Genomic DNA, 25,548 nt, shown 5'->3' on the forward strand with positions numbered 1-25,548 from the left:
TTGTGCCGCCAGTCTACGTCCCGGCGGGGTAGGTTCGGGACCGTTCCGCCACCCGTCCCCGCCCCGCCGAGAGGAGCCGCCGTGCCCGGCCGCCGCGTGCCCGCCGTCGTCGCCGCCCTGGCGTGCACGCTGCTCACCGCGTGTTCCTCCGCCCCGATTTCCGACGTCCCGTCCGCCCCCTCGTCTGCCACTTCTACGACGTCGGCGCCTGCGTCGACGGCCTCCGCTGACGCGGAGGCCGCGGAGGTCGACGCCGAGGCGCGCCGGCTGGCGGCCTCGTTGATGGTCGTCGGGGTGACCGACTACGAGTCGGCGCGGGCCGCGCTTTCGGCCGGGGCCGGCGGCATCTTCGTGGTCAACTGGTCGGACCCGGGGCTCTTGACCGAACCGGGCCGCGACATCCACGCCCTGCGCGCCGAGTTCGGCGGGGACTTCGAGGTCTCCATCGACTTCGAGGGCGGGCGCGTGCAGCGCCACTCCGACGTCCTCGGCGGCATCCCCGCCCCGCGCGAGCTGGCCGCCGCCGGGCCGGCCGAGGTCCGCCGTGTCGCCTTCGAGCTGGGCACCCGGCTGCGCGCCCGCGGCATCGACACCGACTACGCCCCGCTCGTCGACGTCGACACCGCCGGGCTGGACATCATCGGCGACCGCTCCTTCGGCACCGACCCCGCCGCGGCCGCCGCCGGTGCGCAGGCGTTCGCCGCGGGGCTGACCGACGCCGGGGTGCGCCCCGTCTACAAGCACTTCCCCGGCCACGGCGCGGCCAGCGGCGACACCCACGAGGGACCCGCGGTCACCCCGCCGCTGGACGAGCTGGCGCACCTGGACCTGGCCGCCTTCGGCCCGGCCGTGGCCGCCGCCCCGCCCGGCACCGGGGTCATGGTCGGGCACCTCAGCGTGCCGGGGCTGACCTCGGGGGAGACCCCCGCCAGCCTCGACCCGGCGGCCTACCGGCTGCTGCGCTCGGGCGCCTACCCGGGCGGGGTGCCCTTCGAGGGCCCGATCTACACCGACGACCTGTCCGGCATGGCGGCCGTCTCCGAGCGCGCCACCCCGCCGCAGGCGGCCGCCCGCGCCCTGGCCGCCGGCGCGGACCGGGTGCTGTGGTCCTCCGGGGAGGGCCTCGACGAGGCGGTCGATCTGGTCGCCGCGGCCGTCGCCGACGGCGAGATCCCGCTCGAGCAGCTGCGCGCGGCGGCGGCCCGCGGCTGAAGATCCGCGGGTGCACGGTGTGACCTCCGGGTACGCGGGTCGCTAGGGTTGAGCGCGTGGCAGACTCGTATTCCCCGGACGATCATGTGCGCGACGACCGCGACGACTCCGGTTCCGGCCGCTGGATGAAGGTCAGCGCCGGCGTGCTCGTCGGTCTCTTCCTCATCGCCGCGATCGTCTACGTCGCCGACTACCTGGCGAACCGCGACAACGTGCCCCGCGGCGCGACCGTCGGTGGGGTGGCCATCGGCGGCATGAGCCAGGACGAGGCGCGCCGCACGCTCGAGAGCGAGCTCGGCGGGCTGGCCGTGCGCCCGGTGACGGTGCACGCCGGGGAGATGAAGGAGCGCTTCACCCCCGCCGAGGCCGGCGTGGGCCCCGACTGGGCCGCCACCGTCGCCGCCGCCGGCGAGCAGTCCGCCAACCCGCTGACCCGCCTGCGCGGGCTGTTCACCTCCTACGAGGTCGACATCGTCAGCGAGGTCGACGACGCGAAGTTCCAGCCCGCGCTGCGCCGCGCGGTCACCGGACTGACCCGCGAGCCGGTCGACGGCCGGGTCAACGTGGACAAGGGCCGGGTCAACGTCGACGAGCCGGTCAACGGCCAGGAGGTCGACCGCGAGCAGCTGCGCGAGGCCATGGTCACCGGCTGGGCCGACCCCGAGGGCGTCGAGGTGCCCGCGGAGGTGCACGGTCCGGCCATCGGCGAGGACGCCGTGCGCGCCGCCGCCGACGGCCCGGCGGCCAAGGCCGTCTCGGCGCCGGTGACCGCCCACGGGCGCGAGGAGATCGACGGCGTGCTGCCCGTCGAGCGCATGGGCGAGGTGGTCACTTTCCGCCCCGAGGGCGACCGCCTGGTCGAGGACGTCAACGTCGAGGCCGCCCGCGGCATCCTCGCCGAGGGCCTGGCCGAGAGCGAGCAACCGCAGCGCAACGCGCAGATCCGCTTCGTCGGCGACAGTCGTGACATCACCCCGCACTCGGACGGCGTCTCGGTGGACTGGGACGCCACCCTCGAGGGGCTGCCCGGGCGCATCACCGGCGACGAGGACCGCGAGTTCGACGCGGTCTACAAGGACGAGCCGGCCACCTTCACCACCGAGATGGCGGAGAAGGCGACCTTCGACGACGTCGTCGGCGAGTTCACCACCGGCGGCTTCTCCGACACCTCCGGGCAGAACATCCGCCGGGTCGCCGCCCAGGTCGACGGCGCGATCGTCGCCCCGGGCGACACCTTCTCGCTCAACGGCTACACCGGCCCGCGCGGCACCGCGCAGGGCTACGTCGAGGGCGGCATCATCATCGACGGCCGCGCCGGCAAGGCCGTCGGCGGCGGCATCTCCCAGTTCGCCACCACCCTCTACAACGCCGCCTACTTCGCCGGCATGGAGGACGTGGCGCACACCCCGCACAGCTACTACATCTCCCGCTACCCGGCCGGCCGCGAGGCCACCGTCTACGAGGGCGCGATCGACCTGGTCTTCCGCAACACCAGCCAGTACCCGGTGCGCATCGAGACCTCCGTCGGCGGCGACAGCGTGACCGTGCGGCTCAAGGGCGTCAAGCAGGTCGACGTCGAGTCGGTCAACGGCGGCCGGTGGGCGCAGACCAGTCCGCACGAGCAGCAGGTCTCCGGCTCGGACTGCTCGCCGTCCTCGGGCGCGCCGGGCTTCACCACCTCGGACACCCGCATCATCCGCGACCTGTTCGGCAACGAGATCTCGCGCGAGACCCAGACGACGGTCTACGACCCGCAGCCGATCGTTCGCTGCAGCTAGCGTAAGGGGCGCACACAGGACCCCGACGCCGGGGAGCGTCGGGGAGACAAACGGGGAGCACCGGGGAGATAAACGGGGAGCACCGGGGAGTGCTCCCCGTTTAGTTGGGTGGGGGAGACCTGCGTCGGTGCATGGTGGTCGGTATCGTTACCGCACAGCGCCGCCTCACGGGGCGGGCCTTAACTGACGTAGGAATCAACGAGGAACCAACATGTCTCAGCACTACGACCTCTACGCCTCTCTCGGGCTGAACCGGGAGGCCAGCTGCGAGGAGCTCGGCGCCCAGCTCAGCGCGCGCCTGGAGACCCTCCGCCAGGAGGGTGCCGGGCCGGACTCGCCGCAGGTCGACGAGGTCTCCACGGCCCGCGCCATTTTCTCCGACCCGCAGCTGCGTCACATCCACGACGCCCGCCTGGACGACCCGGAGGCCACGCCCATCGACATCCCGGCGCTGCACGAGCTCGCCGCCTCGGGCGTCGGCTCCCAGGACGAGTCGGACGAGTCCGCCGGTTCCACGGCCGTCCCGGTCTCCGAGGCGGAGACCACGAAGGTGCGCGTCGACGAGGCCCCCGCGGACAAGCCGGGTGCACACGCCGAGCCGGAGGTCAAGGACCACGAGGCCCCGCGCCTGGGCGAGCAGCCCGAGGGTGCGGCCCACAAGGCCGATGAGGACAAGGCTCACGAGGGCCACCAGAACCACGAGGTCCCGCAGTTCGCGCAGCCGGGTCAGCCTGGTCAGGCCGGCCCGCAGGGCCCGCAGAACCAGCAGGCCCCGAACTTCCAGCAGCCCGGTCAGCCGGGCCAGCAGGGCCCGCAGCCCCAGCAGCAGAACCAGCAGCCGCAGCAGCCCCCGAAGCCGCCGAAGCAGTACAAGGTCCGCGACGCCGACGAGCCCGCCTCCACCTTCAAGGCGCGGCTGGCCCAGCTGCCCACGCTGCCGAAGGCCCTCGTCTTCACGGCGCTGGGCGGATTCGTGGTCTTCCTGCTCGGTATCTTTATCCTGCCGGTCATCGTTTACGCCGCCTTTGACTCCGGTGAGTCGGACGCCCTCGGTATCTCGGACGCGTTCACCGGGGGTGCTGTTCTGGCTGCGATTCCCGTTTCCTTTGCCCTCTGCTTCGGGCTCTGCCTCCACGCGCTGGCGCTGATCCTGATGGTGATGCGTGGACGCAGTGAACTGAACAACTGGGCGCTCATCGCGTCGACGGCCCCCATCGTCCTCGGTTCCCTGATGGCGATCTTCTCGATCAACCTTGAGATGTCGTGGACGGCCATCTTCGCGCTCCTCTACGCGATTGCGCTGATCGTCATGCTGGCCATGCCCGATACCCGCGCCTGGTTCCAGGGCAAGATCCGCGAGGAGATCCCGCAGCCGCAGTTCCAGCAGCCGCAGAACCAGTTCCAGGCTCCGCAGGGTCAGTTCGGCCCGCAGCAGCCGCAGCCGAACCAGTTCCAGCAGCCGCAGCCGGGCCAGTTCCCGCAGTCGGGTCCGTTCCAGCAGCCTCAGCAGGGTCAGTTCCCGCAGGGCCCGCAGGGGCCGCAGTTCGGTCAGCCGGGCCCGTTCGGTCAGCCGCAGCAGCCGCAGCCGGGCCAGTTCCCGCAGTCGGGTCCGTTCCAGCAGCCCCAGCAGGGCCAGTTCCCGCAGGGCCCGCAATTCGGCCAGCCGCAGCCGGGTCAGTTCCCGCAGGGGCCGCAGGGCCAGCAGAACCCGGGCTCCGCTGAGAACCGCTGACTGAATCCCATGAATGAAGGCCGGACCACGATCACGTGGTCCGGCCTTTCCGCTTACGAGCACCAGGATTACCCGTGACTGGATACAGAAGGACCGGACACAGAAGGACCGGACGCGGTAGGACCGCACGCAGCAGATGGAAGGCGTACGCCGCCGCGGCGGGCCTCGGACTCGCGTTGGGGGTCCCGGTCTGGTTCCGGGTGCCCTGGTCGCCGTTGCGGGCGCGGTTCTCCCGCGACGTCGCGGCGATGCAGGTGCGCGCCGCCGCGGCCGGACCGGGAGGCACCTTCACCGAGGCCGACTTCGCCGGTCTGCCGCCGGCCGTCCGGGAGTTCGTGGCCCGCGCCGGTTTCCCCGGTACCCCGAGGATGAACCACATGCGGATCCGCTTCACGGACGTGGCGTTCTCCCGGGGACCCGCCACGTCGCCGATGCGGATCGACTACACCCAGTACAACAGCGCCCTGGAGCCCGAGCGGCTGGCGCTGATCGAGTCCGGCATGTTCTCGGTCCCGTTCGAGGGCTACGACTACTACGCGGCGGGCACGGGCGGCATGCACGGCGTGCTGGGCAAGGCGGTCACGCTCTTCGACCAGCGCGGCTCCGAGATGGACCAGGCCTGCCTGGCGACCTACCTCGCCGAGAGCCTCTTCCTGCCCGCCTCCCTGCTGACCGGGAAGATCACCTTCGAGCACGTCGACGCCCACCGCGTCGCCGCCTCCGTCAGCCACGGCGGCGCGCACGTCTCGGGCGAGTTCAGGTTCACCGGGGACTTCGAGATGGCCGAGTTCACCACGCGGGACCGCGCCGTCGCCAGGCCCGACGGCACCATGGAGTACGTCCCCTGGACGGCCCGCGCTTCCGGCTACGCCGTCCGCGCGGACGGGCTGCGGCTGCCCACGCGCCTGCAGGCGGTGTGGGAGTACCCGGACGCCCCGCTGGTCTACTTCGACGGCGCGATCGGCGAGATAGCCTACGGGTGAGCAGACCCGCGGCGCCCACCCCCGAACCACACGAAACCCCTGAACCGGAGGCCCGGTCCAGCGGTTTCTCTTGGAGCCGATGACGGGAATCGAACCCGCGTATTCAGCTTGGGAAGCTGATGTTCTGCCATTGAACTACATCGGCACTGGCGTACACCTTAACACCGTGGCGACCCCTCGGGGAAACCCGGTCGCTACCATGAGGGACGTGCTTCTCTCCGACCATGACATCCGCTCCGCGATCGAGTCCGGGGACCTGGGCATCGAGCCCTTCGACCCGGAGCTGATCCAGCCGTCCAGCGTTGACGTGCGTCTCGACAGGTTCTTCCGGGTATTCAACAACTCCCGCTACACCCACATCGACCCCAAGCGGAGGATGTCGGAGCTGACCACCCCGGTCGAGGTGGCCGAGGGCGACTCCTTCGTGCTCCACCCCGGCGAGTTCGTGCTCGCCTCCACCCTCGAGTGCTTCACGCTGCCGCCGTACCTGGCCGGCCGCCTCGAGGGCAAGTCCTCGCTGGGCCGCCTCGGCCTGCTGACCCACTCCACGGCCGGCTTCATCGACCCGGGCTTCTCCGGCTTCATCACCCTGGAGCTGTCCAACGTGGCCAACCTGCCGATCGTGCTCTACCCGGGCATGAAGGTCGGCCAGCTGGCGATCTTCAAGATGTCCTCGCCGGCCGAGGTGCCCTACGGCTCCGCCGAGCTGGGCTCGAAGTACCAGAACCAGCGCGGCCCGACGCCCTCGAAGTACTACCTCAACTTCGACTGACCCCGGCCCCACCCGCGCCCCACCCGCGCCCCGCTCGCGCTGCGGCCCGGCGGGGGAGGGGGTAGACATGACTGTCATGAAGATGACTGTCATCGGTACCGGTTATCTCGGGGCGACCCACGCGGCGTGCATGGCCGAGCTCGGCCACGACGTCCTCGGCGTCGACGTCGACCCCGCCAAGATTGAGGCGCTCAGCGCCGGGCGCGTCCCCTTCTTCGAGCCTGGCCTGCCCGAGGTCCTCGAGCGCACCATGGCGGCCGGTCGGCTGCGCTTCACCACGGACTACGCCGAGGCCGCCGAGCACGCCACCGTGCACTTCCTGGCGGTGGGCACCCCGCAGCAGCGCGGCAGCTACGCCGCGGACCTGACCTACGTCCACGCGGTGCTCGACGGCCTGGTGCCGCGCCTGGAGGGCCGCCACCTGGTGCTCGGCAAGTCGACCGTGCCCGTGGGCACCGCCGTCGAGCTGCAGGAGCGCGTCGACGCCCTGGCCGCCGAGTCCGGCAGGGGCGCCGAGGTCGAGATCGCCTGGAACCCGGAGTTCCTCCGCGAGGGCTACGCCGTCAAGGACACCATCACCCCGGACCGCATCGTCGTCGGCCACCGCACCGACCGCCCGAGCACCGCCGTGGAGACCGCCCGCGAGATCTACGCCCGCCCGCTGGACGCCGGCACCCCGTTCTTCGAGATGAACCTGCCGACCGCCGAGCTGGTCAAGGTCTCCGCGAACGCCTTTCTGGCCACCAAGATCAGCTTCATCAACGCCGTCTCGGAGATCTGCGAGGCCACCGGCGCCGACGTGACCCGCCTGGCCGACGCCATCGGCGTCGACGACCGCATCGGCCGGAAGTTCCTCGGCGCGGGTCTCGGCTTCGGCGGCGGCTGCCTGCCCAAGGACATCCGCGCCTTCATGGCCCGCGCCGGCGAGCTCGGCGTGGACCAGGCCCTGACCTTCCTGCGCGAGGTCGACGCGATCAACCAGCGCCGCCGCGAGCGCGTCGTCGAGCTGACCCGCGAGCTGACCGGCGGGCGGCTCATCGGCCGCCGCGTGTGCGTGCTGGGCGCGGCCTTCAAGCCGAACTCCGACGACGTGCGCGACTCCCCGGCGCTCAACGTCGCCGGTTCCCTCTCCCTGGCCGGCGCCTCCGTGAGCGTCTACGACCCGCAGGCCATGGCGAACGCCGCCCGCGTCTTCCCCACACTCGGCTACGCCGGCAGCGTCGAGGAAGCCCTGCAGGGCGCCGAGGTCGTCGTGCTGGCCACCGAGTGGCGCCAGTTCCGCGACCTCGACCCCGCGACCACCGGCGAGCTCGTCGACGAGCGCGTGATCATCGACGCCCGCAACGTGCTCGACGCCGACGCGTGGCGTGCCGAGGGCTGGACCGTCGCCGCCCTGGGTCGTGCGTTGAATTGACGACGCCCCCGCGCAAGCCGGCCGGGATGAGCTTCGAGACGTTCGTGGAGCGACGCATCCGGGAGGCGCAGGAGCGCGGTGACTTCGACGACCTGCCCGGCGCGGGCAAGCCGTTGCCCGTGCGCCGCGGGCCGGACACCTGGCTGAGCCGGCGCCTGGCCGCCGAGGACGTCGACCGCGAGGCGCTGCTGCCGCCGGCGCTGCGGCTGCGCAAGGAGCGCGAGCGCCTGGCGGGCAAGGCCCGCTCCTGTGCCACCGAGGCCGAGGTCCGCGAGCTGGCCTCCGGCTTCAACCGTCAGGTCGCCGAGGTGATCCGGCAGGGCATCGGCGACGGGCCCAACCTGCCCGTGCACACGGTCGACGTCGACGAACTGCTCGCCGAGTGGCGCTCGGCGCACCCGCCCGCGCCGCGGGTGCGCGCCGACGGCGAGGGGCGCGACGTCGTCAATCGAAGCCGACGCAGGCGCCGGTGGTGGCTGTGGTGGCGGCGCTGAGCTGCTGGACCGCCGGCTACTGCCGGGCCTCGCCCGGCAGGTAGGTGATGCCGCGCTCGTCGAGGATGCCCTTCAGGCGCGTCGGGTAGTCGGTGATGATGCCGTCGACGCCGAGGTCGATCATCTTCTGCATGTCGGAGGCCTCGTTGACCGTCCAGGGGATTACCGGCAGGCCGGAGGCGTGGGCGCGGGCGATGAGGTCCTCGTCGACGAGCTCGTAGTCAGGGGAGAGAACCCCGGCGTTGAGCTGGGCGGCGGCCTGGGTGATGTCGCCGTCGACGGCGTCGTAGTCGACGTCGCCGGTCCACACGGAGTCCGGCTTCCAGGTGGTGTCGTCCCAGAGCACGACGGTCATCAGCTTCGGCTCGGCCTCGTGGACCAGCGGCAGGGAGCGCCAGTCGAAGGACTGGATGGTCGCGCGGTCGACCACGTCACGCTCCTGGAGCACCGGCACGATCGCGTCGACGAACTCCTGCGGGCTGGCGGACTTCTCCGGCTCCTCGGCCTCGATCTTGGTCTCGATGTTGAAGCGGACCTCGGGCTCGCCGGCGGCGACGTCGAAGACGTCCTCGAGGCGGATCAGGGAGTTGGCGTGCGGGTGCTCGGCGTCGGGGAAGTCCTCGAGCTGCTTGTTGCAGTTGAGGGTCTGCAGCTGCTCGTAGGTCAGCTCGTGGACGAGCTTGCCCACGTAGGGGAACTGCTCGTCGCCCTCGGTGACCGGCTGGGTGTCCTCGCACTTCTCGGGGTCGATCTCCGGGTCGTGCCAGACGACGGGCACCCCGTCGGCGGAGACGACCACGTCGAGCTCCAGGGTGGTCACCCCGGCCATGAGCGCCTCGGAGAAGGCGCCTGAGGAGTTCTCCGTCCACTCGCCGCGCCCGCCGCGGTGGGCCTGCAGGTCGAAGGTGTCGCCGAGCATCTCGCCGGCGCCGACCAGGCTCGCCTCCTGCGAGCCGGTGGTCGACTCGGCGTCCTCGCCGTCGCCCGAGCAGCCGGACAGGGCCAAGGAGCAGGCCGCCAGGACGGCGGCGGTGGTACGCACGGCGCGGGTGGTGCTCGTGGTGCTCGTGGCGCGGGTGACGCGGGGCAGGAAGCGGGACATTCTCTGGCCTTTCGGGGGTGCGGGGTGGCCGCGCTCGGCGACGGGAGGTTCCGCGGTCACGATAACCCCGCCCGCGCCGCCGCGCAGCCGTCGCGGGCCGGGCGGCGGGCCCGGGCCGCCCCGCGGCTACTGTTTGTAGCTCGCCAGGAAGTTGCCCAGCCGCTCGATGGCGGCGTCGAGCTCGGAGACCCACGGCAGCATGACCACGCGGAAGTGGTCCGGGGTCGGCCAGTTGAAGCCGGTGCCCTGGACCAGCAGGATCTTCTCGCGGCGCAGCAGGTCCAGCATCAGCTGGGTGTCATCGTGGATGTCGTAGACCTCGAGGTCCAGCTTCGGGAAGGCGTAGAGCGCGCCGCGCGGCTTGACGCAGCTGACGCCCGGGATCGCGTTGAGCTTCTCGTAGGTCACGTCGCGCTGGCGGGTCAGCCGGCCCATCTCGCTGGTCAGGTCGTAGATGGACTGGCGCCCGCCGAGGGCGACCTGGATGGCGTGCTGGGCCGGCACGTTCGGGCACAGGCGGGTGCCGGCGAGCAGCTCGAGGCCCTCGATGAAGCCGGCCGCGTGGTCCTTCGGGCCGGTGAGCACCATCCAGCCGGAGCGGTAGCCGGCCACGCGGTAGGCCTTGGACAGGCCGTTGAAGGTGATGGTCAGAAGGTCCGGGGCCAGCGTGGCGATCGAGATGTGCTGCGCGTCGTCGTAGAGGATGCGGTCGTAGATCTCGTCGGCGAGGATGAGCAGGTCGTACTCGCGGGCGACCTGGACGATCTTCTCCAGGATCTCCTTCGAGTAGACCGCGCCGGTCGGGTTGTTCGGGTTGATCACCACGATGGCCTTGGTCTTCTCGTTGACCTTGGCGCGGATGTCCTCGATGGAGGGGTTCCAGTCGTCCTCCTCGTCGCAGAGGTAGTGGACGGCCTTGCCGCCGGCCAGCGTGGTCGCCGCGGTCCACAGCGGGTAGTCCGGCATCGGGATCAGTACCTCGTCGCCGTCGTTGAGCAGCGCCTGGGTGACCATGGTGATCAGCTCGGAGACGCCGTTGCCCAGGAAGACGTCGTCGACGTCGAAGTGCGGGAAGCCGTCGATGACCTCGTAGCGGGTCACGATGGCGCGGCGCGCCGGGATGATGCCCTTGGAGTTGGAGTAGCCCTGGGAGGTCGGCAGCGCGGCGATCATGTCGCGCACGATGACGTCCGGGGCCTCGAAGCCGAAGAGCGCCGGGTTGCCGGTGTTGAGCTTGAGGATGCGGTGGCCCTCCTGCTCGAGCCGCTCGGCCTCGGCGGCGATCGGCCCGCGGATCTCGTAGAGGACGTCCTTGAGCTTCTCCGACTGGTCGAACTCGCGCCGCGGCCGACGCCGCCGGGTGGGCTTCGCGGCCTGGGTGGGCTGCGTGCTCTCGGCGGTCGTGTTCTTCTGCTTCTTGTTAGTCACGGAACCTATCGTGCCACGTGACGACGCCCGCGCGGGAGCCGGTCGCGGCATTTCTTGCGGTTCGCGTCACTTCCCCCTCAGCAGCCTTCCCCGGCTACCGCTTCCCCCGGTCGCCGAGGAAGTTCTGGGCGATCCCCATCGCTTGGTCCGTCAGCTCCTCGCGCCGGCGGCGCTGCTCGGCACGCTTCTCCGCGACCCGCAACCGTTCGGCGGAGTAGATCTCCCGCAGACGCGCCCGCTCCAGCTGCGCCGGGGAGGGGGCGTACCAGGAGTCCGGGCCGACCTTGGCCACGTAGAGCAGGATGAAGACCACGGGCACCAGCGCGAGCGCGACCGTGAGGATCGTCGCGCCGGCCACGCCCGGGACGGTGGCGCCGACGACCGTGCCGGCGATCCCCGCGACGGCGCTGAGCAGCAGTGCCGCGGCCCGGGGGTGCTGGCCGCGCTTGCGGGCCGCGGCGATCTCGCTGGCCGAGTAGACCGCCTCGCCGGCCTCGCCGGCGCGGAAGACGCTGCGCGGCAGGTCGGTGAAGAGCACGTCGAGCTCGCGGCGTACCTGCGCGGCGGCGGCCGCCTGGCAGCGGGAGTCGTACTCGGTCAGGTCCAGACGCCCCTCGGCCATCGCGCGGCCGAGCGCGGACATGGCGGCTGAGCGGTCGGCGTCGGAGAGCCGGACCTCCGGGGTCCTGGGGTTCTGAGGGGTCACGTCAGCGAGTCTACCGGGTCCCGCGCCACCGGTCATCGGGGAAAACCCTGATCCGGCGACCCACCGCGCCACCTCTTCCGCGCCGTCACCGGCGCCCCGCCCGCACCCCCGCGCCGCCCCGCCCACACCCTCCGCACCACCCCCGTCTTACGGAGAGGCGAGCCTCAGCACACTACACGTGGCCACCCCCGCGATTCTACCCTCGGTATATGAGCCCCATCGCCGCGAAGAACCCCCGCAGGATCGCGCGCCCCGACGTCCGGCAGCTGGACGGCAGGACCGAGTTCCCCGACCGCGTGCCCGACCACATGGCCGCAGGCACGCCTGAGCCCCTCAAGAGCGACCTGATCCGCCTGCTCGGCGAGGACAAGGTCCTCCACCGGGCCATCGACCTGGTCCGCTACGCCACCGACGCCTCGCCCTACCGCATCCTGCCCCAGGTGGTGGTCACCCCGGAGACCACCGACGACCTGGTCAAGCTGATCAACTACACGCGCGGCACCGGCCGCCACCTCACCTTCCGCGGCGGCGGCTCCTCGCTCAACGGCCAGGTGCAGACCGACGAGATCCTCGTCGACATGCGCCACCACTTCCGCGGCATGGTCCTCGAGGGCACCGTGCTGCGCGTGCGCCCCGGCGAGGTCCTGCGCAACGTGCAGGCCGTCCTCGCCCGCTCCGGGCGCCGCTTCGCCCCCGACCCGGCCAGCGAGTCCGTGGCCACCATCGGCGGCATCCTCTCCAACAACTCCGGCGGCATGCGCTGCCCGCCGGAGCAGGACAGCTACCACAGCCTCGAGTCCGTGCGCCTCGTGCTCGCCTCCGGCACCGTCGTCGACACCGGCGCGCCGGACGCGGACGCGAAGCTGGCCGCCGCGGAGCCGGAGATCCACGCCGGCCTGGCCGCCCTGCGCGACGAGATCCGCGCCGACGAGAAGCTGGTGGCCCGCCTGCGCCGCAAGTTCACCATCCGCAACACCAACGGCCTGCGCCTGGACGCCTTCCTCGACGAGGACCAGCCGGTCAAGATCCTCGGCCGCCTCATGGTCGGCTCCGAGGGCATCCTCGGCTGCATCGACGAGGCCCGCCTGCGCACCCTCGAGCTGCCCACCAAACGCGCCGTGACCTGGGTGATGCTGCCGCGCCTCGACCTGGCCGCCGGCTACGTCGCCGACATCGTCGCCGCCGGCGCCGCCGCCTGCGAGCTGCTCGTCTCCCCGGTGCTGCGCGAGTCCGTGGGCAACTTCGCCGGCGCCGAGGAGTCCTGGGCCGACCTCTCCGACGACGACTCCGCGCTGCTCGTCGAGGTCGCCGGCCGCGACGAGCGGGAGCTCGAGGAGAAGATCGCCGCGGTGCGCGAGGTGCTCGCCGAGGCGGAACTAACCAGCCCCCTGGAGTTCATGTACGACAAGGTCTCCATGGACCAGGCCTGGGAGATCCGCGGCGGGCTCATGCCGCTCTTCTCCACGACCCGCCCCGACGGCTCCGCCCTGCTCACCGAGGACGCCTGCTGCCCGCCGGCCGAGGTCGGCGCCGCCTCGAAGGACCTGATGGACCTTTTGACCTCCTTCGGCTACCCGCCGATGGTCATGGGCCACGCCGCCTACGGCAACCTGCACTTCTTCCTGACCCCCAACTTCGAGGACGAGAACGCCCGCGACGAGTACGCCCGCTTCATGCAGGCCTTCGCCGAGCTGATCCTGGACAAGTACGACGGCTCGATGAAGGCCGAGCACGGCACCGGCCGCAACATGGCCCCCTTCGTGCGCCGCGAGTGGGGCGACCACATCTACGAGCTGTTCTGGCGCGTCAAGAAGCTGCTCGACCCGCAAGGCGTGCTCAACCCGGGCACCAAGCTCAGCCTCGACGACGAGATCGCCATGCGCGACTTCAAGAGCTACCCGCGCATCGAGGAGGTGGCCAACGCCTGCATCGAGTGCGGCTTCTGCGAGTCCGTCTGCCCCTCGCGCCACGTCACCGTCACCCCGCGCCAGCGCATCGCCCTGCGCCGCGAGATGGCCCGCCAGCCCGAGGGCTCCCCGGTCCTCGACGCGCTGCACGCCGACTACGGCTACGACGCGGTGGACATGTGCGCCGCCGACGGCACCTGCGCGATCGCCTGCCCGATCTCCATCGACACCGGCGCGATGATGAAGCAGTTCCGCGCCCTCGAGGCCACCGAGACCGCCGACCGCATCGCCCTGGCGCTGGCCAAGCGCTGGGAGACCGTCGAGGCCGCCGCGCGCACCGGGCTCGGCACCGCCGACATCGTCACCCGGGTGCTCGGCAAGCCCGCCGGCACCGCGCTCGTCTCCGGGATCACCTCGCTGGCCCGCAAGGTCGTGGCCACCGACCTGATGCCCTCGGCGGAGAACGGCCTGCCGCCCGCCGCGAACGCGACACTGCCCGAGACGACCGCCCAAGGCGCGGCCGCCGTCTACTTCCCGGCCTGCATCAACCGCATGTTCGGCCGCTCGATCGGGGAGAAGTCACTGGCCCAGACGCTCGTGGACCTCTCCGCGCGCGCCGGGCGCCCCGTCGTCATCCCCGACGACGTCGCCGGCTCCTGCTGCGCGACCCCGTTCTCGTCGAAGGGCTACAAGCCCGCGAAGAAGTACATGTCCGAGCAGCTCGCCCGCGACCTGATCCGCTGGTCGGACCACGGCCGCCTGCCCGTCGTCGTCGACGCCGCCAGCTGCACACACAACATCCTCGACGAGATCCCCGGCCAGCTCGACGGCGAACTCGCCGAGCAGTTCGGCAAGGTCCGCGTCCTCGACGCCGTCGAGTGGGCCCACGACGAGCTCGTGCCCGCCCTCGAGGTCACCCACCGCGCCGGGCGCGTGGCCGTGCACCCGAACTGCTCGCTGCAGCACATGGGGTTGGCCGACGAGCTTGTCGACGTCGCGCGCTTCGCGGCCACGGATGCGTTCGTCCCGCACGGCGCGGCGTGCTGCGGCGCGGCCGGCGACCGCGGCCTGCTGCACCCTGAGCTGCTCGAGGCGGCCACCCGCGACGAGCGCGCCGGCCTGAAGACCGCGGAGGCTGACATGGCCGTCGACGCCTACGTCTCGGCCAACCGCACCTGCGAGGTGGGTATGGAGCAGGTCACCGGCCGCGACTTCGAGCACGTGCTCTACCTGCTCGACGAGGCCACCCGCCCGGACTAGGCCCGCCCTAGACGCAGACGGGCACGCCGGTGGCGCGGCGCGTCAGCTCGCGCCACTCCTCGAGCCCGCCGACGGCCTCGCCGGGCCCGGCGGTCCAGGTGGTGTGGGCCAGCCCGCGCTCGTCGAGCAGGGCGGCCAGGTCGCCGGCGCCCGCCGGTTCCACGCGCCCGAGCGAGTCCAGGAGGGCGGCGGTGTCGGCGTGGGTGCCGGAGATGCCCGGGACGGTGCTCAGCACGGCGTCGTAAATCGAGGCCAACTCGGCGGCGGTGACGTCGCGGCCCACGGTGACGTTGCCCAGCAGGCGCACGCGGTCGGTGCGGAACCAGCGCAGCAGGCCGGCGGGGGCGGGGCGGGCGTCGATGAGGTCCACACACAGCGGCGGCAGGGCTCGGGCGATCCTGTCCGCGGCGACGATGCCGGCCGGTCCGGCACCGACGACCGCGACGCGGGGTACTGCGACGTCGGTCATCGTGGGGTCCTTTCCTAGACTGGGTTGTCTGTTAATTTAGCACCGCGGACGCAAAAACCGCGCGTTTTCATTCAGGATGCTACTGTGGGATGTTTCATTCACTCTGTTAGCGTCACCTAAAAGGCCAGCGCAACGTCTGTAACCGACTATAGACCATGTGGTCCACGGTTGAATAGACCGAGCGGTATTCCTAGGGTGTGTCGCATCCCACTGAACACGTCTCCGCACCCTGAGGAGCGGCACCCATGGCACCCACCACCACCAAGGTCCGAGAGCGCACGCGCACCCCGCGCAAGAAGAAGCCCGAGGGCCAGTGGAAGATCGACGGCCGCGAGCCGCTCAACGACGACGAGCGGATCAAGCAGGCCGACCCGGCCTTCGCCGTGCGGCAGCGCGTCATCGACGTCTACTCCAAACAGGGCTTCGACTCCATTGACCCGGAGGACATCGCCCCACGCTTCAAGTGGCTCGGCATCTACACCCAGCGCCGCCAGGACCTCGGCGGCGAGTACACCAGCCAGCTGGAGAACTCCGAGCTGCAGGACCGCTACTTCATGATGCGCGTGCGCTTCGACGGCGGCCTGGCCAGCCCGGAGAAGCTGCGCGCCGTGGGCGAGATCTCGCGCGACTACGCCCGCTCGACCGCCGACTTCACCGACCGGCAGAACATCCAGCTGCACTGGATCGAGATCGAGAACGTCCCCGCGATCTGGGAGAAGCTCGAGAGCGTCGGCCTGTCGACGATGATGGGCTGCGGCGACGTCCCGCGCGTCATCCTCGGCTCGCCCGTGGCCGGAGTGGCCGCCGAGGAAATCATCGACGCCACCCCCGCCATCCGCGAGATCCAGGAGAAGTACCTGCACAGCGGCGAGTTCGACAACCTGCCGCGCAAGTTTAAGACCGCCATCTCCGGCCACGCCCGCCAGGACGTCACCCACGAGATCCAGGACATCTCCTTCGTCGCCTCCGTGCATCCCGAGCACGGCCCCGGCTTCGCCTGCTTCGTCGGTGGGGGGCTGTCCACCAACCCGATGCTCTCGAAGTCGCTCGGCGTCTGGGTCCCGCTCGAGGAGGTCGCCGAGGTCTGGGCCGGCGTGGCCGGTCTCTTCCGCGACTACGGCTTCCGCCGCCTGCGCAACCGCGCGCGCCTGAAGTTCCTCGTCGCCCAGTGGGGAATCGAGAAGTTCCGCCGGGTCCTCGAGGACGAGTACCTGCACCGCCGGCTCATCGACGGCCCCGAGGTGGGCACCCACCCCGGCTACCGCGACCACATCGGCGCCTACCCGCAGAAGGACGGCAGGTTCTACCTGGGGACCAAGCCCACCGTCGGCCACACCAGCGGCGAGCAGCTCATCCAGATCGCGGACGTCGCCGAGCGCTTCGGCGTCACCCGCATTCGTACCACCCCGGAAAAGGAGCTGCTCTTCCTCGACGTCGAGCGCGAGGACCTGGCGGAGCTCTCCGCGGCCCTCGACGAGGTGGGCCTCTACGCCCACCCCTCCGAGTTCCGCCGCGGCATCATCTCCTGCACCGGCCTGGAGTTCTGCAAGCTCGCCCACGTGACCACCAAGGCCCGCGCCATCGAGCTCGTCGACGAGCTCGAGGAGCGCCTCGGCGACCTCGACGTCCCGTTGAAGATCTCGCTCAACGGCTGCCCGAACTCCTGCGCCCGCACGCAGGTCTCCGACATCGGGCTCAAGGGCCAGACCGTCACCGACGCCGACGGCAACCGCGTCGAGGGCTTCCAGGTCCACCTCGGTGGCTCGATGAACCTCGACCCGAACTTCGGCCGCAAGCTCAAGGGCCACAAGGTCATCGCCGACGAGCTCGCCGACTACGTCACCCGCGTCGTCGGCCACTTCAAGGAGCAGCGCCACGAGGGCGAGCAGTTCCGCGAGTGGGTCGTGCGCGCCGACGAGGAGGACCTCAAGTGAGCCTGCGCCGCACGCCGAACCCGAACCGCAACCACCCGCTGTACTGCCCGTGGTGCGCCGGCGAGCAGCTCTTCCCGGCCGAGGAGAGCGAGTTCGCCTGGAAGTGCTCCGACTGCACCCGCGTCTTCGAGGTCCGCTACTTCGGCCAGGACGACCCGCCGCACCGGCCGGCTCCGGCGCGCTCCACCTCCGCCGCCCTGGTGGACTCCTTGCGTCGGCACGCGGGGAACTCCGTTCTCGGTGGCGCTGCGGGTACCCCCGAACGCTGACACACTGACCGACGCACCCCGACCCGAGAGAAGAAGAGAAAGGAGGCCACCGTGACGAGCGTGAACCTGCTGGGCAACAGCTCCCGCGGCGCGCACTACCGCGACCCCGAGGTCTCGCCCGAGGGACCCCGCGAGACCGAGCCGCTGAGCCCCGAGACGGCCGCCGCCAACGAGCGGCTCGTCGACGAGTGGGCCGACCGCCTCCACGACGCCCCCGCCGACAAGATCATGGAGTGGACCCACGAGCACGCCCCGGGCGCGATCGCGGTGACGATGTCCATGGAGAACACGGTGCTCGCGGAGCTCGCCGCTCGGCACCTGCCCGAGGCGGACCTGCTCTTCCTGGACACCGGCTACCACTTCGAAGAGACCCTCGCCACCGCCCGCGCCGTCGACGAGCGCTACGAGCTGCCCCTGGTCACCGCCCGGCCGATCCTCACCCGCGCCGAGCAGGACGCCACCTACGGCCCGGACCTCTACCGCTCGAACCCGACGGCCTGCTGCCGCATGCGCAAGGTCGAGCCGCTGGCCCGCCAGCTCTCCGGCTACGTCGGCTGGGTCACCGGCCTGCGCCGCGCCGACGGCCCGACCCGCGCGCACGCCCCGGCCCTCTCGCTCGACCACACCGGCCGGCTGAAGATCTCCCCGATCATCACCTGGACCCTCGAGGAGACCCAGAAGTTCATCGACGCCAACCACCTCGTGGAGAACCCGCTGACGCACCAGGGCTACCCGTCCATCGGCTGCGCCACCTGCACCCTGCCCGTCGCCGAGGGCAAGGACCCGCGCGCCGGGCGCTGGGCCAACTCCACCAAGACAGAATGCGGACTGCACTCATGACCACCACCACGACGATTACCCCGCTCTCCCCGCACCTGAAGGAACTCGAGGACGAGTCGATCCACATCCTGCGCGAGGTCGCCGGACAGTTCGACCGCACCGCGCTGCTGTTCTCCGGCGGCAAGGACTCCGTGACCGTCTTCGAGCTGGCCCGCCGCGCCTTCGCCCCGGCGGCCGTGCCCTTCGAACTGTTGCACGTCGACACCGGCCACAACTTCCCGGAGGTCCTGCGCTTCCGCGACGAGCTCGTCGAGCGCACCGGCGTGCGCCTGCGCGTCGCCCGCGTCCAGGACTGGATCGACCGCGGCGACCTCGTCGAGCGCCCCGACGGCACCCGCAACCCCCTGCAGACGGTCCCGCTCGTCGAGACGATCGAGGAGCAGGGTTACGACGCCGTGCTGGGCGGCGCCCGGCGCGACGAGGAGCGGGCGCGCGCCAAGGAGCGCGTCTTCTCCGTGCGCGACTCCTTCGGTGGCTGGGACCCGCGCCGCCAGCGCCCCGAGCTGTGGGACCTCTACAACGGCGGGCACCTGCCGGGCGAGAACATCCGTGTCTTCCCGATCTCCAACTGGACCGAGTCGGACGTCTGGGAGTACCTGGGCGCCCGGAACATCGACCTGCCGGAGATCTACTTCGCCCACGACCGCGAGGTCTTCGAGCGCGACGGCATGTGGCTGACCCCCGGCGAGTGGGGCGGGCCGCGCGAGGGCGAGGAGCTGGTCACCCGCCGGGTGCGCTACCGCACCGTCGGCGACATGTCCTGCACCGGCGCGGTGCTCTCCGAGGCGTCCAGCGTCGACGAGATCCTCGCCGAGATCGCCACCTCCACCCTCACCGAGCGCGGCGCGACCCGCGCGGACGACCGGCTCAGCGAGTCGGCCATGGAAGACCGCAAGAAGGAAGGCTACTTCTGATGACGACCGCCACCGCCCCCGCGCACGCCAGCGACGCCCTCGCGGACCGCGAGACCCTGCGCCTGTGCACCGCCGGCTCCGTCGACGACGGCAAGTCGACCTTCGTCGGCCGCCTCCTGCACGACACCCGCTCCGTGCTCGCCGACCAGCTCGCCAGCGTCGAGCGCACCAGCGCCGACCGCGGCTTCGACGGCCTCGACCTCTCGCTGCTCGTCGACGGCCTGCGCGCCGAGCGCGAGCAGGGCATCACCATCGACGTCGCCTACCGCTACTTCGCCACCGACCGGCGCACCTTCATCCTCGCCGACACCCCGGGGCATGTGCAGTACACCCGCAACACGGTCACCGGCGTGTCCACCAGCCAGGTCGTCGTGCTGCTCATCGACGCCCGCCACGGCGAGGTCGAACAGACCCGCCGCCACCTGACCGTCGCCGCGCTGCTCGGCGTGCGCACCGTCGTGCTCGCCGTCAACAAGATCGACCTCGTCGACTTCGACGAGCAGGTCTTCCGCGACATCGAGTCCGACGCCCGCGCCGTCGCCGACGACCTCGGCATCGACGACCTCAAGGTCGTGCCCATCTCCGCCCTGCTCGGCGACAACGTCGTCGAGCGCGGGGAGAACATGGACTGGTACACCGGCCCGACCGTCCTCGAGATCCTCGAGGGCGTCGAGGTCGCCCGCGGCCGCGCCAACGACCTGGACTTCCGCTTCCCGGTCCAGTACGTCATCCGCGAGCACGCCTCCGACTACCGCGGCTACGCCGGCCGCGTGAAGGCCGGCACCGTGCATGTCGGCGACACCGTCACGCTGCCCGAGGGCCGCGAGGCCGTGGTCGCCCACATCGACACCCCCGACGGCGAGGTCGACTCCGCCACCGCCGGCGATTCCGTCGTGCTGCGCCTCGACCGCGAGATCGACATCGTGCGCGGCGACCTCATCGCCGGCCCCGGGCGCCCAGCGGACACCCGCCGCTTCGCCGCGACCGTCGTGGGCTTGAGCGACAAGGAGCTCACCCGCGGCAAGCGCGTGAAGATCCGCTACGGCACCAAGCTCACCCGTGGGCGCGTCACCTCCGTCGACACCTCCGTCGACAGCCTCGTCTCCATTGACGACGCCGCGCCCGTCGCCGAGGGCGCCGACCTCACCGTCGGGCTCAACGACATCGCGCACGTCACCGTCGACGTCGCCGAGGCGTTGCCCGTCGAGGACTACGCCGCCCGCGGCGCGGTCGGCTCCTTCCTCGTCGTCGACCAGGCCGACGGTGACACGCTGGCCGCCGGACTCGTCGGGACCAGGCTGGGGTGAGACCGTGGAACCGCTGCTGATCACACTCTCGCACGGCTCGCGCCGCCCCGGCGCCGACCGGGGCAGCCGCGCGCTGACCTCCGCGGCCGCCGCGCGCTGCGCCACCACCGGGGTCTCCGCCTTCCTCGAGCTGGCCACCCCCTCGCTGCCCGAGGTCGCCCGGGTCCTGCCCGCCGGCACCCCGGCCGTCGTCGTGCCCCTGCTGTTCAGCGCGGCCCACCACGCCAACGTCGACGTCCCCGCCGCCGTCGCCGCAGCCCGCGACGCGGGCCTTAAGGCCCGCGCCACCCACGGCCTCGGGTTCGGTTCCGAGACCGCGGGGGTGCTGCGCGACGTCGTCAATTCCGAGGCGCCGGCAGGCGCCGACCTGGCCCTCTACTCGGTCGGGTCCTCGCACGCCGACGCCAACGCCGAAGCCCGGGGACTCGCCGCCGAGCTCGGGGAGCTGACCGGGCGCACCGCGTCGTTGGTCACCGCCACCAACGGCCCCGACCCCGCCGGGCGGCTGGCCGAGCTGGCCGCCGCGGCCGGCCCGCGCGGGCTGCACCTCGTGCCGCTCTTCGTCACCTCGGGCCTGCTGCTCGACCGGCTCGTGCGCGCGCTGCCGCGCGTGCAGGACGCCACCGGGGTGACCGTCACCCGATCCGGCCCGCTGGCCACCCGGCTCGCCGACGTCGTCGCCGACCGCTTCCGCTCGGCGCTCATCTACGCATGACTCCCTGAAGGAGACCCGACCATGACCACCCTCATCCTCATCGCCCTCGCCGGGCTGGCGGCGCAACTCGTCGACGGGGGCCTGGGCATGGGCTTCGGCGCCACCTCGACGACGATCCTCATCGCCCTCGCCGGCCTCGGCCCGGCCCAGGCCAGCGCCGTGGTGCACACCGCGGAGATGGGCACCACCCTGGTCAGCGGCGTGAGCCACTGGCGCTTCGGCAACGTCGACTGGCGCGTCGTGCTGCGCCTCGCGGTGCCCGGGGCCGTCGGCGCCTTCCTCGGCGCGACGGTGCTGTCCAACCTGCACGCCGACGCCGCCCGGCCGATCACCGCGACCGTGCTCACGGCCATCGGCGTCAACCTCGTCTGGCGCTTCTCGCGCGGGCGCGTGCGGCGCACCTACTCCGGGCGCGGGCACTCCACGGGCTTCCTCGGCACCCTCGGTGCCTTCGGCGGCTTCATCGACGCCACCGGCGGCGGGGGCTGGGGCCCGGTGACCACCTCGACGCTGCTCACACTCGGCAAGACCGAGCCGCGGCGCGTGGTGGGCACCGTCAACACCGCCGAGTTCCTCGTGACCACCGCCGCCGTCGCCGGCTTCGTCGTCGGCCTGTGGGAGGACCTGGTGGCCAACCTTGCAGCCGTGCTCGCGCTGCTGGTCGGCGGCTGCATCGCCGCGCCGGTCGCGGCCTGGCTCGTCTCCCGGATGAACCCCGCAGCGCTCGGCGGGGTGGTGGGCACGCTGCTCGTGCTGCTTAACCTGCCCGTGGTGCTCGCCCCCTTCGACGTCACCCCCGGCGTGCTCTGGGGCCTGCGCCTGGTGGTCCTCGTCGTCGGCGGCTCGCTCGCCCTGCGCGGCTGGCTGCGGGCGCGGGCGGCGCTGGCCGCCGAGCCCGAGCGGCGGACCACCGTCAACGCCGAGCCGACGGGCACGCTGCTCGGCGACCCGCGTTAGGGCTGCGGGGCGCGTTGAGGCGGTGCAGGGGCAGATCGGTGCAGGTCGCGGTGGGCACGCCCCGGCACGCGATAGGATGGGGCCCATGAGCGGGCGCGAGGAACTCCTTGACCTGGCCGACCGGTGGGCTGGCCTGTTCAAGCTGCTCGGGGACCCGACCCGCCTGCGCCTGCTGGCGGTGATGCACCACCGCGCGCCCGGCACCGCCACCGTCACCGACCTCGCCGAGGCCACCGGGGTACGCGTGGCGACGGCCTCCGCCGCGCTGCGCGCGATGGAGGCCGCCGGTGTGGTCAGCGGGGAGCGCGTCGGCCGCGAGGTCCGCTACACGCTGGACAACTCACGCATCCACGACGTGCTCCACCACGTGGGGTTCTCCCACGACAGCTACTCCCACGAGAAGCTGGACTAGCCCTCGATCGTCTTCTTCGGCTCCGAATGGGTCACCGAGATCTTGCGGCTCTTCGCGCGCTCGGCCAGCGGGAGGGTGACCGTCAGCACGCCGCCGGAGTAGTCCGCGGTGACGTTCTCGTTGTCCACGGAGTCGCCGACGGTGACCTGGCGGCGGTAGGTGCCCGTGAAGCGCTCGTTGGTCACCCACGAGGTGCCGTCCTCGTCGGTGGCCTCACGCACCGTCGGGCCGGTGGAGCGCTCGGCCGAGATCGTCAGCACACCGTTGTCGATGTCGATGTCGATGCTCTCAGGGTCGACACCCGGCAGGTCGGCGTTCAGGACGTAGTTGTTGGCCTCCTTGTAGAGGTCCAGCGGCATGAAGCGCGGGGTGCGCGAGGTGGCGCCGGCGCCGCTGCCGAAGACCTGGCGGGCCAGGTTGTCGAGCTGGGTGAAGGGGTCGTACTGGACGAGTGCCATGATGTTCTCCTCTGCGTCTCTCAAACTTGCTTACACCCTACTCAACTCTTAGCGGCCAAGGTTTATTCCGGGACCCTCAACCTTTTGTTTTCAGGCCGGTCAGCGGCCCGCTAATTCCGGACCCTCCGGCCTCCGGCGGCGGGCCGGTGCTCTGAGGTCCTATGCTTGGTCGTGATGAGCGCCCCGCGGTGGCGGGTGTCCGCGCGTGCCGCAGAGGAGGAACCGTATGCGCAAGGGCCTGGTCGAACAGGGGATAGACCGCATGCTCGACGGCATCTCCTCCGGGGACTTCACCTACGGGGAGGCGCTGCCGCCCGAGACGGAGTTGGCCGCCTATCTCGACGTCTCGCGTCCGACGATGCGCGAGGTGATCCGCGTGCTCGTCGACCGGGGCGTCGTCCGCGTCGTCCACGGCCGGGGCACCTACCTGGCGGACCGGGGGGAGTGGAATGACATGGCCACCCTGGTGCAGGTCGTCTCGCGCAGCATGAGTTCGCGCGAGGTGGGGGAGTACCTGGTGGAGATCCGCCGGATGATCGAGGTGGGGTCTTGCGGGCACGCCACCCGACGCGCGACCGCGGAGGATCTCGCCGAGATGAAGCGCCAGCTGGAGCGCTACGAGAAGGCGAGCGCGGCCGGTGAAGCGGAGACATGCACCGAGGCCGACCTCGCCTTCCACTGGCAGATCTTCCGGGCGACGTCCAACCCCTTCCTGACCGCCATCATGCGGCCCCTCGACGAGGCGCTCGCCGAGTCCCGGGAAAAGACCAGCGCGGTGCCGGAGATCCGCGAGCGTGCCATCCGACATCATCGGCGCATCTACGAGGCGATGGTCGCCGGCGACGAGGAGGGGGCGAAGAACGCCATGCGTGCGCACATGTGCCAGACGCGTGCGGACATCGTCGCGCACCTCGACTGAGGCTGAATAGTCCCGCCGGCTCCCTCAAAGGGGTCCTTGTCAGCGTCATTCCCGTCGAGTAAATTCGGCGCCAGACCTCAGAGGTCTAACGACAAAGGAGTGACATGCCCCGGAAGACACTCGCGGAGCTCATCGAGGGCTACCCCGCGAACGCACCGATCCCGGCCGCCGACGTCCGCGCCGCCGCGGCCGCCAACCCCGACGAGCCCGTCTTCGTCGTGCTCGACGATGACCCGACGGGCACCCAGTCCGTCGCGGACCTGCCCGTGCTGACCCGCTGGGAGCGCGAGGACCTGGACTGGGCCTTCGCCCAGGACGCCCCGGCCGTCTACGTGATGACCAACTCCCGGTCGCTGGCCCCGGAGGACGCCCGGGCCGTCAACGTCGACGTCGCGCGCGCCGCGCTGGCCGCGGCCGCCGACCGTGGCATCCGCGTCGCCTTCGTCTCCCGCAGCGACTCGACGCTGCGCGGGCACTTCCCGCTGGAACCGGACACCCTCGCCGACATCGCCGCCGAGCACGGCGAGCAGGTCGACGGCGTCGTGCTCGTCCCGGCCTTCGGCGACGCCGGACGCGTCACCGTCGGCGGCGTCCACTTCGCCGGCGACGCGGAGGGCTACGTCCCTGTCGCGGAGACCGAGTTCGCCCGGGACGAGACCTTCGGCTACACACGCAGCGACCTTGCCGGTTGGGTCAAGGAGAAGACCGGCAAGGCCGTGCCCGCCGACGACGTGCTCGAGATCCGGCTCGACACCGTCCGCGCCGGCGCCGACGCGGTCGCCGCGGCGCTCGCCGACGTGCGTGGCCGCCGCCCCGTCGCCGTCGACATCGTCACGGAGGACGACCTGCGCCACCTGTCCCTGGGGCTCATCGCGGCGGAGCGCGCAGGCCGGCGGTTCATCTACCGCGTCGGCCCGCCGTTCCTGCGTGCACGCATCGGCCAGGACGTCCCCGCCCCGCTCGACCCCGCTGCCGTGGCCGCGGCTCGGCGTTCCGACGGCGCGGTCGGTGGCCTCATTGTCGTCGGCTCCCACGTCCCGACGACGACCCGCCAGCTCGCCCGTCTCCTCGAGGCCGACTCCGCGACCGTCGTCGAGCTCGACGTGACCGAAGCCCTCGGCGAGGGCGGGGCGGCGTATCTGGCCGGGCTCGTCGGCCGCGTCGTCGCCGGGTTGGGGTGCGGCAATGTCGTGCTGCACACCTCCCGCCGACTGGTCACCGGCAAGGACGCCCAGGATTCGCTGGCGGTCGCCCGCCGCGTGTCCGATGCCGTGGTGGAGGTGGTCAACTCCACGGTCCACCGCGTCTCGCCCCGGTTCGTCATCGCCAAGGGCGGGATCACCTCCTCCGACGTCGCGTCCCGCGGCCTGGAGATGACCCGTGCGCAGGTAGTCGGCCCCATGCAGCCGGGGATCATCTCGATGTGGCGCCCCGTCGACGGCCCCGCCGCCGGAGTGCCCTACGTCGTCTTCGCCGGCAACGTCGGCACCGACGACTCCCTGGCCGAGGTCACCGCCACCCTCTCAGGCAACTGAACACCCCGTCATCCAACCGCGATCTAAGGAG

23 protein-coding genes and 1 tRNA gene are annotated in these 25,548 nt (G+C 71.6%); 18 read left to right on the top strand and 6 right to left on the bottom strand.

Annotated features, from left to right (window positions below; all coding sequences use genetic code 11):
* The first annotated feature begins 81 nt into the window (after positions 1 to 81).
* The 4 genes from QP119_RS03430 (at position 82) to QP119_RS03445 (ending at position 5,705) form a co-directional block, all read left to right on the top strand.
* Positions 82 to 1,212: a glycoside hydrolase family 3 N-terminal domain-containing protein gene (locus QP119_RS03430; RefSeq protein ID WP_284773678.1), complete on the top strand. Its 1,131-nt coding sequence runs from the start codon at positions 82 to 84 to the stop codon at positions 1,210 to 1,212.
* A gap of 125 nt (positions 1,213 to 1,337) precedes the next feature.
* Positions 1,338 to 2,990, top strand: a complete 1,653-nt coding sequence (locus QP119_RS03435) for a VanW family protein (protein WP_284773729.1) — start codon at positions 1,338 to 1,340, stop codon at positions 2,988 to 2,990.
* 211 nt (positions 2,991 to 3,201) lie between these two features.
* Positions 3,202 to 4,722 (top strand): hypothetical protein, encoded by a 1,521-nt coding sequence (locus tag QP119_RS03440; protein WP_284773679.1) that lies wholly within the window; start codon positions 3,202 to 3,204, stop codon positions 4,720 to 4,722.
* A gap of 176 nt (positions 4,723 to 4,898) precedes the next feature.
* The gene (locus tag QP119_RS03445; protein WP_284773680.1) at positions 4,899 to 5,705 is read left to right on the top strand and encodes a DUF6544 family protein; all 807 of its coding nucleotides are present in this window, start codon (positions 4,899 to 4,901) and stop codon (positions 5,703 to 5,705) included.
* A gap of 71 nt (positions 5,706 to 5,776) precedes the next feature.
* On the opposite strand, the gene QP119_RS03450 is transcribed toward QP119_RS03445, so the two are convergent.
* Positions 5,777 to 5,850 (bottom strand) — tRNA-Gly (locus tag QP119_RS03450).
* A 63-nt stretch (positions 5,851 to 5,913) separates the two neighbouring features.
* Here QP119_RS03450 and dcd point away from each other — a divergent pair.
* The 3 genes from dcd to QP119_RS03465 all read left to right on the top strand — a co-directional run bounded on the left by dcd (position 5,914) and on the right by QP119_RS03465 (position 8,385).
* On the top strand, positions 5,914 to 6,477 hold the full coding sequence (dcd, locus tag QP119_RS03455) for a dCTP deaminase (protein ID WP_284773681.1): 564 nt from the start codon (positions 5,914 to 5,916) through the stop codon (positions 6,475 to 6,477).
* A gap of 82 nt (positions 6,478 to 6,559) precedes the next feature.
* Positions 6,560 to 7,891 carry a UDP-glucose dehydrogenase family protein gene (locus QP119_RS03460; protein WP_284773730.1) on the top strand — a complete coding sequence of 444 codons (1,332 nt, stop codon included), beginning with the start codon at positions 6,560 to 6,562 and terminating at the stop codon, positions 7,889 to 7,891.
* A gap of 26 nt (positions 7,892 to 7,917) precedes the next feature.
* Positions 7,918 to 8,385, top strand: a complete 468-nt coding sequence (locus QP119_RS03465) for a DUF1992 domain-containing protein (RefSeq protein WP_284773682.1) — start codon at positions 7,918 to 7,920, stop codon at positions 8,383 to 8,385.
* Positions 8,386 to 8,401: 16 nt separating this feature from the next.
* Here the strand turns inward: QP119_RS03465 and QP119_RS03470 are convergent, their stop codons facing one another.
* From QP119_RS03470 to QP119_RS03480, 3 genes are all read right to left on the bottom strand, one after another.
* Positions 8,402 to 9,487 carry a glycerophosphodiester phosphodiesterase family protein gene (locus QP119_RS03470; RefSeq protein WP_284773683.1) on the bottom strand — a complete coding sequence of 362 codons (1,086 nt, stop codon included), beginning with the start codon at positions 9,485 to 9,487 and terminating at the stop codon, positions 8,402 to 8,404.
* Positions 9,488 to 9,613: 126 nt separating this feature from the next.
* Positions 9,614 to 10,915 (bottom strand): pyridoxal phosphate-dependent aminotransferase, encoded by a 1,302-nt coding sequence (locus tag QP119_RS03475; RefSeq protein WP_284773684.1) that lies wholly within the window; start codon positions 10,913 to 10,915, stop codon positions 9,614 to 9,616.
* 94 nt (positions 10,916 to 11,009) lie between these two features.
* Positions 11,010 to 11,621, bottom strand: coding sequence for a DUF1707 SHOCT-like domain-containing protein (locus tag QP119_RS03480; RefSeq protein WP_284773685.1), 612 nt, complete (start codon positions 11,619 to 11,621; stop codon positions 11,010 to 11,012).
* A 209-nt stretch (positions 11,622 to 11,830) separates the two neighbouring features.
* Between QP119_RS03480 and QP119_RS03485 the strand changes: the two genes are divergently transcribed.
* Positions 11,831 to 14,788, top strand: a complete 2,958-nt coding sequence (locus QP119_RS03485) for an FAD-binding and (Fe-S)-binding domain-containing protein (protein WP_284773686.1) — start codon at positions 11,831 to 11,833, stop codon at positions 14,786 to 14,788.
* Positions 14,789 to 14,795: 7 nt separating this feature from the next.
* Here QP119_RS03485 and QP119_RS03490 read toward each other — a convergent pair whose 3' ends face one another.
* Positions 14,796 to 15,257 (bottom strand): NAD(P)-binding protein, encoded by a 462-nt coding sequence (locus tag QP119_RS03490; RefSeq protein ID WP_284773687.1) that lies wholly within the window; start codon positions 15,255 to 15,257, stop codon positions 14,796 to 14,798.
* A 245-nt stretch (positions 15,258 to 15,502) separates the two neighbouring features.
* Here QP119_RS03490 and QP119_RS03495 point away from each other — a divergent pair, with 245 nt between their 5' ends.
* The 8 genes from QP119_RS03495 to QP119_RS03530 all read left to right on the top strand — a co-directional run bounded on the left by QP119_RS03495 (position 15,503) and on the right by QP119_RS03530 (position 22,605).
* Positions 15,503 to 17,191, top strand: coding sequence for a nitrite/sulfite reductase (locus tag QP119_RS03495; protein WP_284773688.1), 1,689 nt, complete (start codon positions 15,503 to 15,505; stop codon positions 17,189 to 17,191).
* Entirely contained in the window at positions 17,188 to 17,460 is a 273-nt protein-coding gene (locus QP119_RS03500) for a hypothetical protein (protein ID WP_284773689.1), read from the top strand. Before QP119_RS03495 ends, QP119_RS03500 begins: the two co-directional genes overlap by 4 nt.
* Before the next feature lie 51 nt (positions 17,461 to 17,511).
* Entirely contained in the window at positions 17,512 to 18,300 is a 789-nt protein-coding gene (locus tag QP119_RS03505; RefSeq protein ID WP_284773690.1) for a phosphoadenylyl-sulfate reductase, read from the top strand.
* A complete protein-coding gene (gene cysD, locus QP119_RS03510; RefSeq protein ID WP_284773691.1) occupies positions 18,297 to 19,214 on the top strand; it encodes a sulfate adenylyltransferase subunit CysD in 918 nt (305 codons plus the stop codon). The genes QP119_RS03505 and cysD overlap by 4 nt, the downstream gene beginning before the upstream one ends.
* Positions 19,214 to 20,521: a sulfate adenylyltransferase subunit 1 gene (locus tag QP119_RS03515; protein ID WP_284773692.1), complete on the top strand. Its 1,308-nt coding sequence runs from the start codon at positions 19,214 to 19,216 to the stop codon at positions 20,519 to 20,521. Before cysD ends, QP119_RS03515 begins: the two co-directional genes overlap by 1 nt.
* A 4-nt stretch (positions 20,522 to 20,525) precedes the next feature.
* A complete protein-coding gene (locus QP119_RS03520) occupies positions 20,526 to 21,236 on the top strand; it encodes a sirohydrochlorin chelatase (protein WP_284773693.1) in 711 nt (236 codons plus the stop codon).
* Positions 21,237 to 21,257: 21 nt separating this feature from the next.
* Entirely contained in the window at positions 21,258 to 22,193 is a 936-nt protein-coding gene (locus QP119_RS03525; RefSeq protein WP_284773694.1) for a sulfite exporter TauE/SafE family protein, read from the top strand.
* Between the two features lie 85 nt (positions 22,194 to 22,278).
* A complete protein-coding gene (locus QP119_RS03530; protein ID WP_284773695.1) occupies positions 22,279 to 22,605 on the top strand; it encodes an ArsR/SmtB family transcription factor in 327 nt (108 codons plus the stop codon).
* Here the strand turns inward: QP119_RS03530 and QP119_RS03535 are convergent.
* A complete protein-coding gene (locus tag QP119_RS03535) occupies positions 22,602 to 23,063 on the bottom strand; it encodes an Hsp20/alpha crystallin family protein (RefSeq protein ID WP_284773696.1) in 462 nt (153 codons plus the stop codon). The two genes, QP119_RS03530 and QP119_RS03535, sit on opposite strands and share 4 nt — an antisense overlap.
* Positions 23,064 to 23,289: 226 nt before the next feature.
* Here QP119_RS03535 and QP119_RS03540 point away from each other — a divergent pair, with 226 nt between their 5' ends.
* Positions 23,290 to 23,982: a FadR/GntR family transcriptional regulator gene (locus QP119_RS03540; RefSeq protein ID WP_284773697.1), complete on the top strand. Its 693-nt coding sequence runs from the start codon at positions 23,290 to 23,292 to the stop codon at positions 23,980 to 23,982.
* A gap of 104 nt (positions 23,983 to 24,086) precedes the next feature.
* Entirely contained in the window at positions 24,087 to 25,517 is a 1,431-nt protein-coding gene (locus tag QP119_RS03545) for a four-carbon acid sugar kinase family protein (RefSeq protein ID WP_284773698.1), read from the top strand.
* The last annotated feature ends 31 nt before the right edge of the window (positions 25,518 to 25,548 follow it).

Source organism: Corynebacterium frankenforstense (genome assembly GCF_030211955.1).
GTDB classification, from domain to species: Bacteria; Actinomycetota; Actinomycetes; order Mycobacteriales; family Mycobacteriaceae; genus Corynebacterium; species Corynebacterium frankenforstense_A.

What these genes read in the sequence shown, in the direction of transcription:
- QP119_RS03490 (WP_284773687.1), bottom strand. Translation starts at nt 15,257, where the DNA reads ATGACCGACGTCGCAGTACCCCGCGTCGCGGTCGTCGGTGCCGGACCG.
- QP119_RS03530 (WP_284773695.1), top strand. Translation starts at nt 22,279, where the DNA reads ATGAGCGGGCGCGAGGAACTCCTTGACCTGGCCGACCGGTGGGCTGGC.
- QP119_RS03465 (WP_284773682.1), top strand. Translation starts at nt 7,918, where the DNA reads ATGAGCTTCGAGACGTTCGTGGAGCGACGCATCCGGGAGGCGCAGGAG.
- QP119_RS03435 (WP_284773729.1), top strand. Translation starts at nt 1,338, where the DNA reads ATGAAGGTCAGCGCCGGCGTGCTCGTCGGTCTCTTCCTCATCGCCGCG.
- QP119_RS03495 (WP_284773688.1), top strand. Translation starts at nt 15,503, where the DNA reads ATGGCACCCACCACCACCAAGGTCCGAGAGCGCACGCGCACCCCGCGC.
- QP119_RS03485 (WP_284773686.1), top strand. Translation starts at nt 11,831, where the DNA reads ATGAGCCCCATCGCCGCGAAGAACCCCCGCAGGATCGCGCGCCCCGAC.
- QP119_RS03540 (WP_284773697.1), top strand. Translation starts at nt 23,290, where the DNA reads ATGCGCAAGGGCCTGGTCGAACAGGGGATAGACCGCATGCTCGACGGC.
- QP119_RS03545 (WP_284773698.1), top strand. Translation starts at nt 24,087, where the DNA reads ATGCCCCGGAAGACACTCGCGGAGCTCATCGAGGGCTACCCCGCGAAC.
- cysD (WP_284773691.1), top strand. Translation starts at nt 18,297, where the DNA reads ATGACCACCACCACGACGATTACCCCGCTCTCCCCGCACCTGAAGGAA.
- QP119_RS03470 (WP_284773683.1), bottom strand. Translation starts at nt 9,487, where the DNA reads ATGTCCCGCTTCCTGCCCCGCGTCACCCGCGCCACGAGCACCACGAGC.
- QP119_RS03515 (WP_284773692.1), top strand. Translation starts at nt 19,214, where the DNA reads ATGACGACCGCCACCGCCCCCGCGCACGCCAGCGACGCCCTCGCGGAC.
- QP119_RS03535 (WP_284773696.1), bottom strand. Translation starts at nt 23,063, where the DNA reads ATGGCACTCGTCCAGTACGACCCCTTCACCCAGCTCGACAACCTGGCC.
- QP119_RS03525 (WP_284773694.1), top strand. Translation starts at nt 21,258, where the DNA reads ATGACCACCCTCATCCTCATCGCCCTCGCCGGGCTGGCGGCGCAACTC.
- QP119_RS03440 (WP_284773679.1), top strand. Translation starts at nt 3,202, where the DNA reads ATGTCTCAGCACTACGACCTCTACGCCTCTCTCGGGCTGAACCGGGAG.
- QP119_RS03460 (WP_284773730.1), top strand. Translation starts at nt 6,560, where the DNA reads ATGACTGTCATCGGTACCGGTTATCTCGGGGCGACCCACGCGGCGTGC.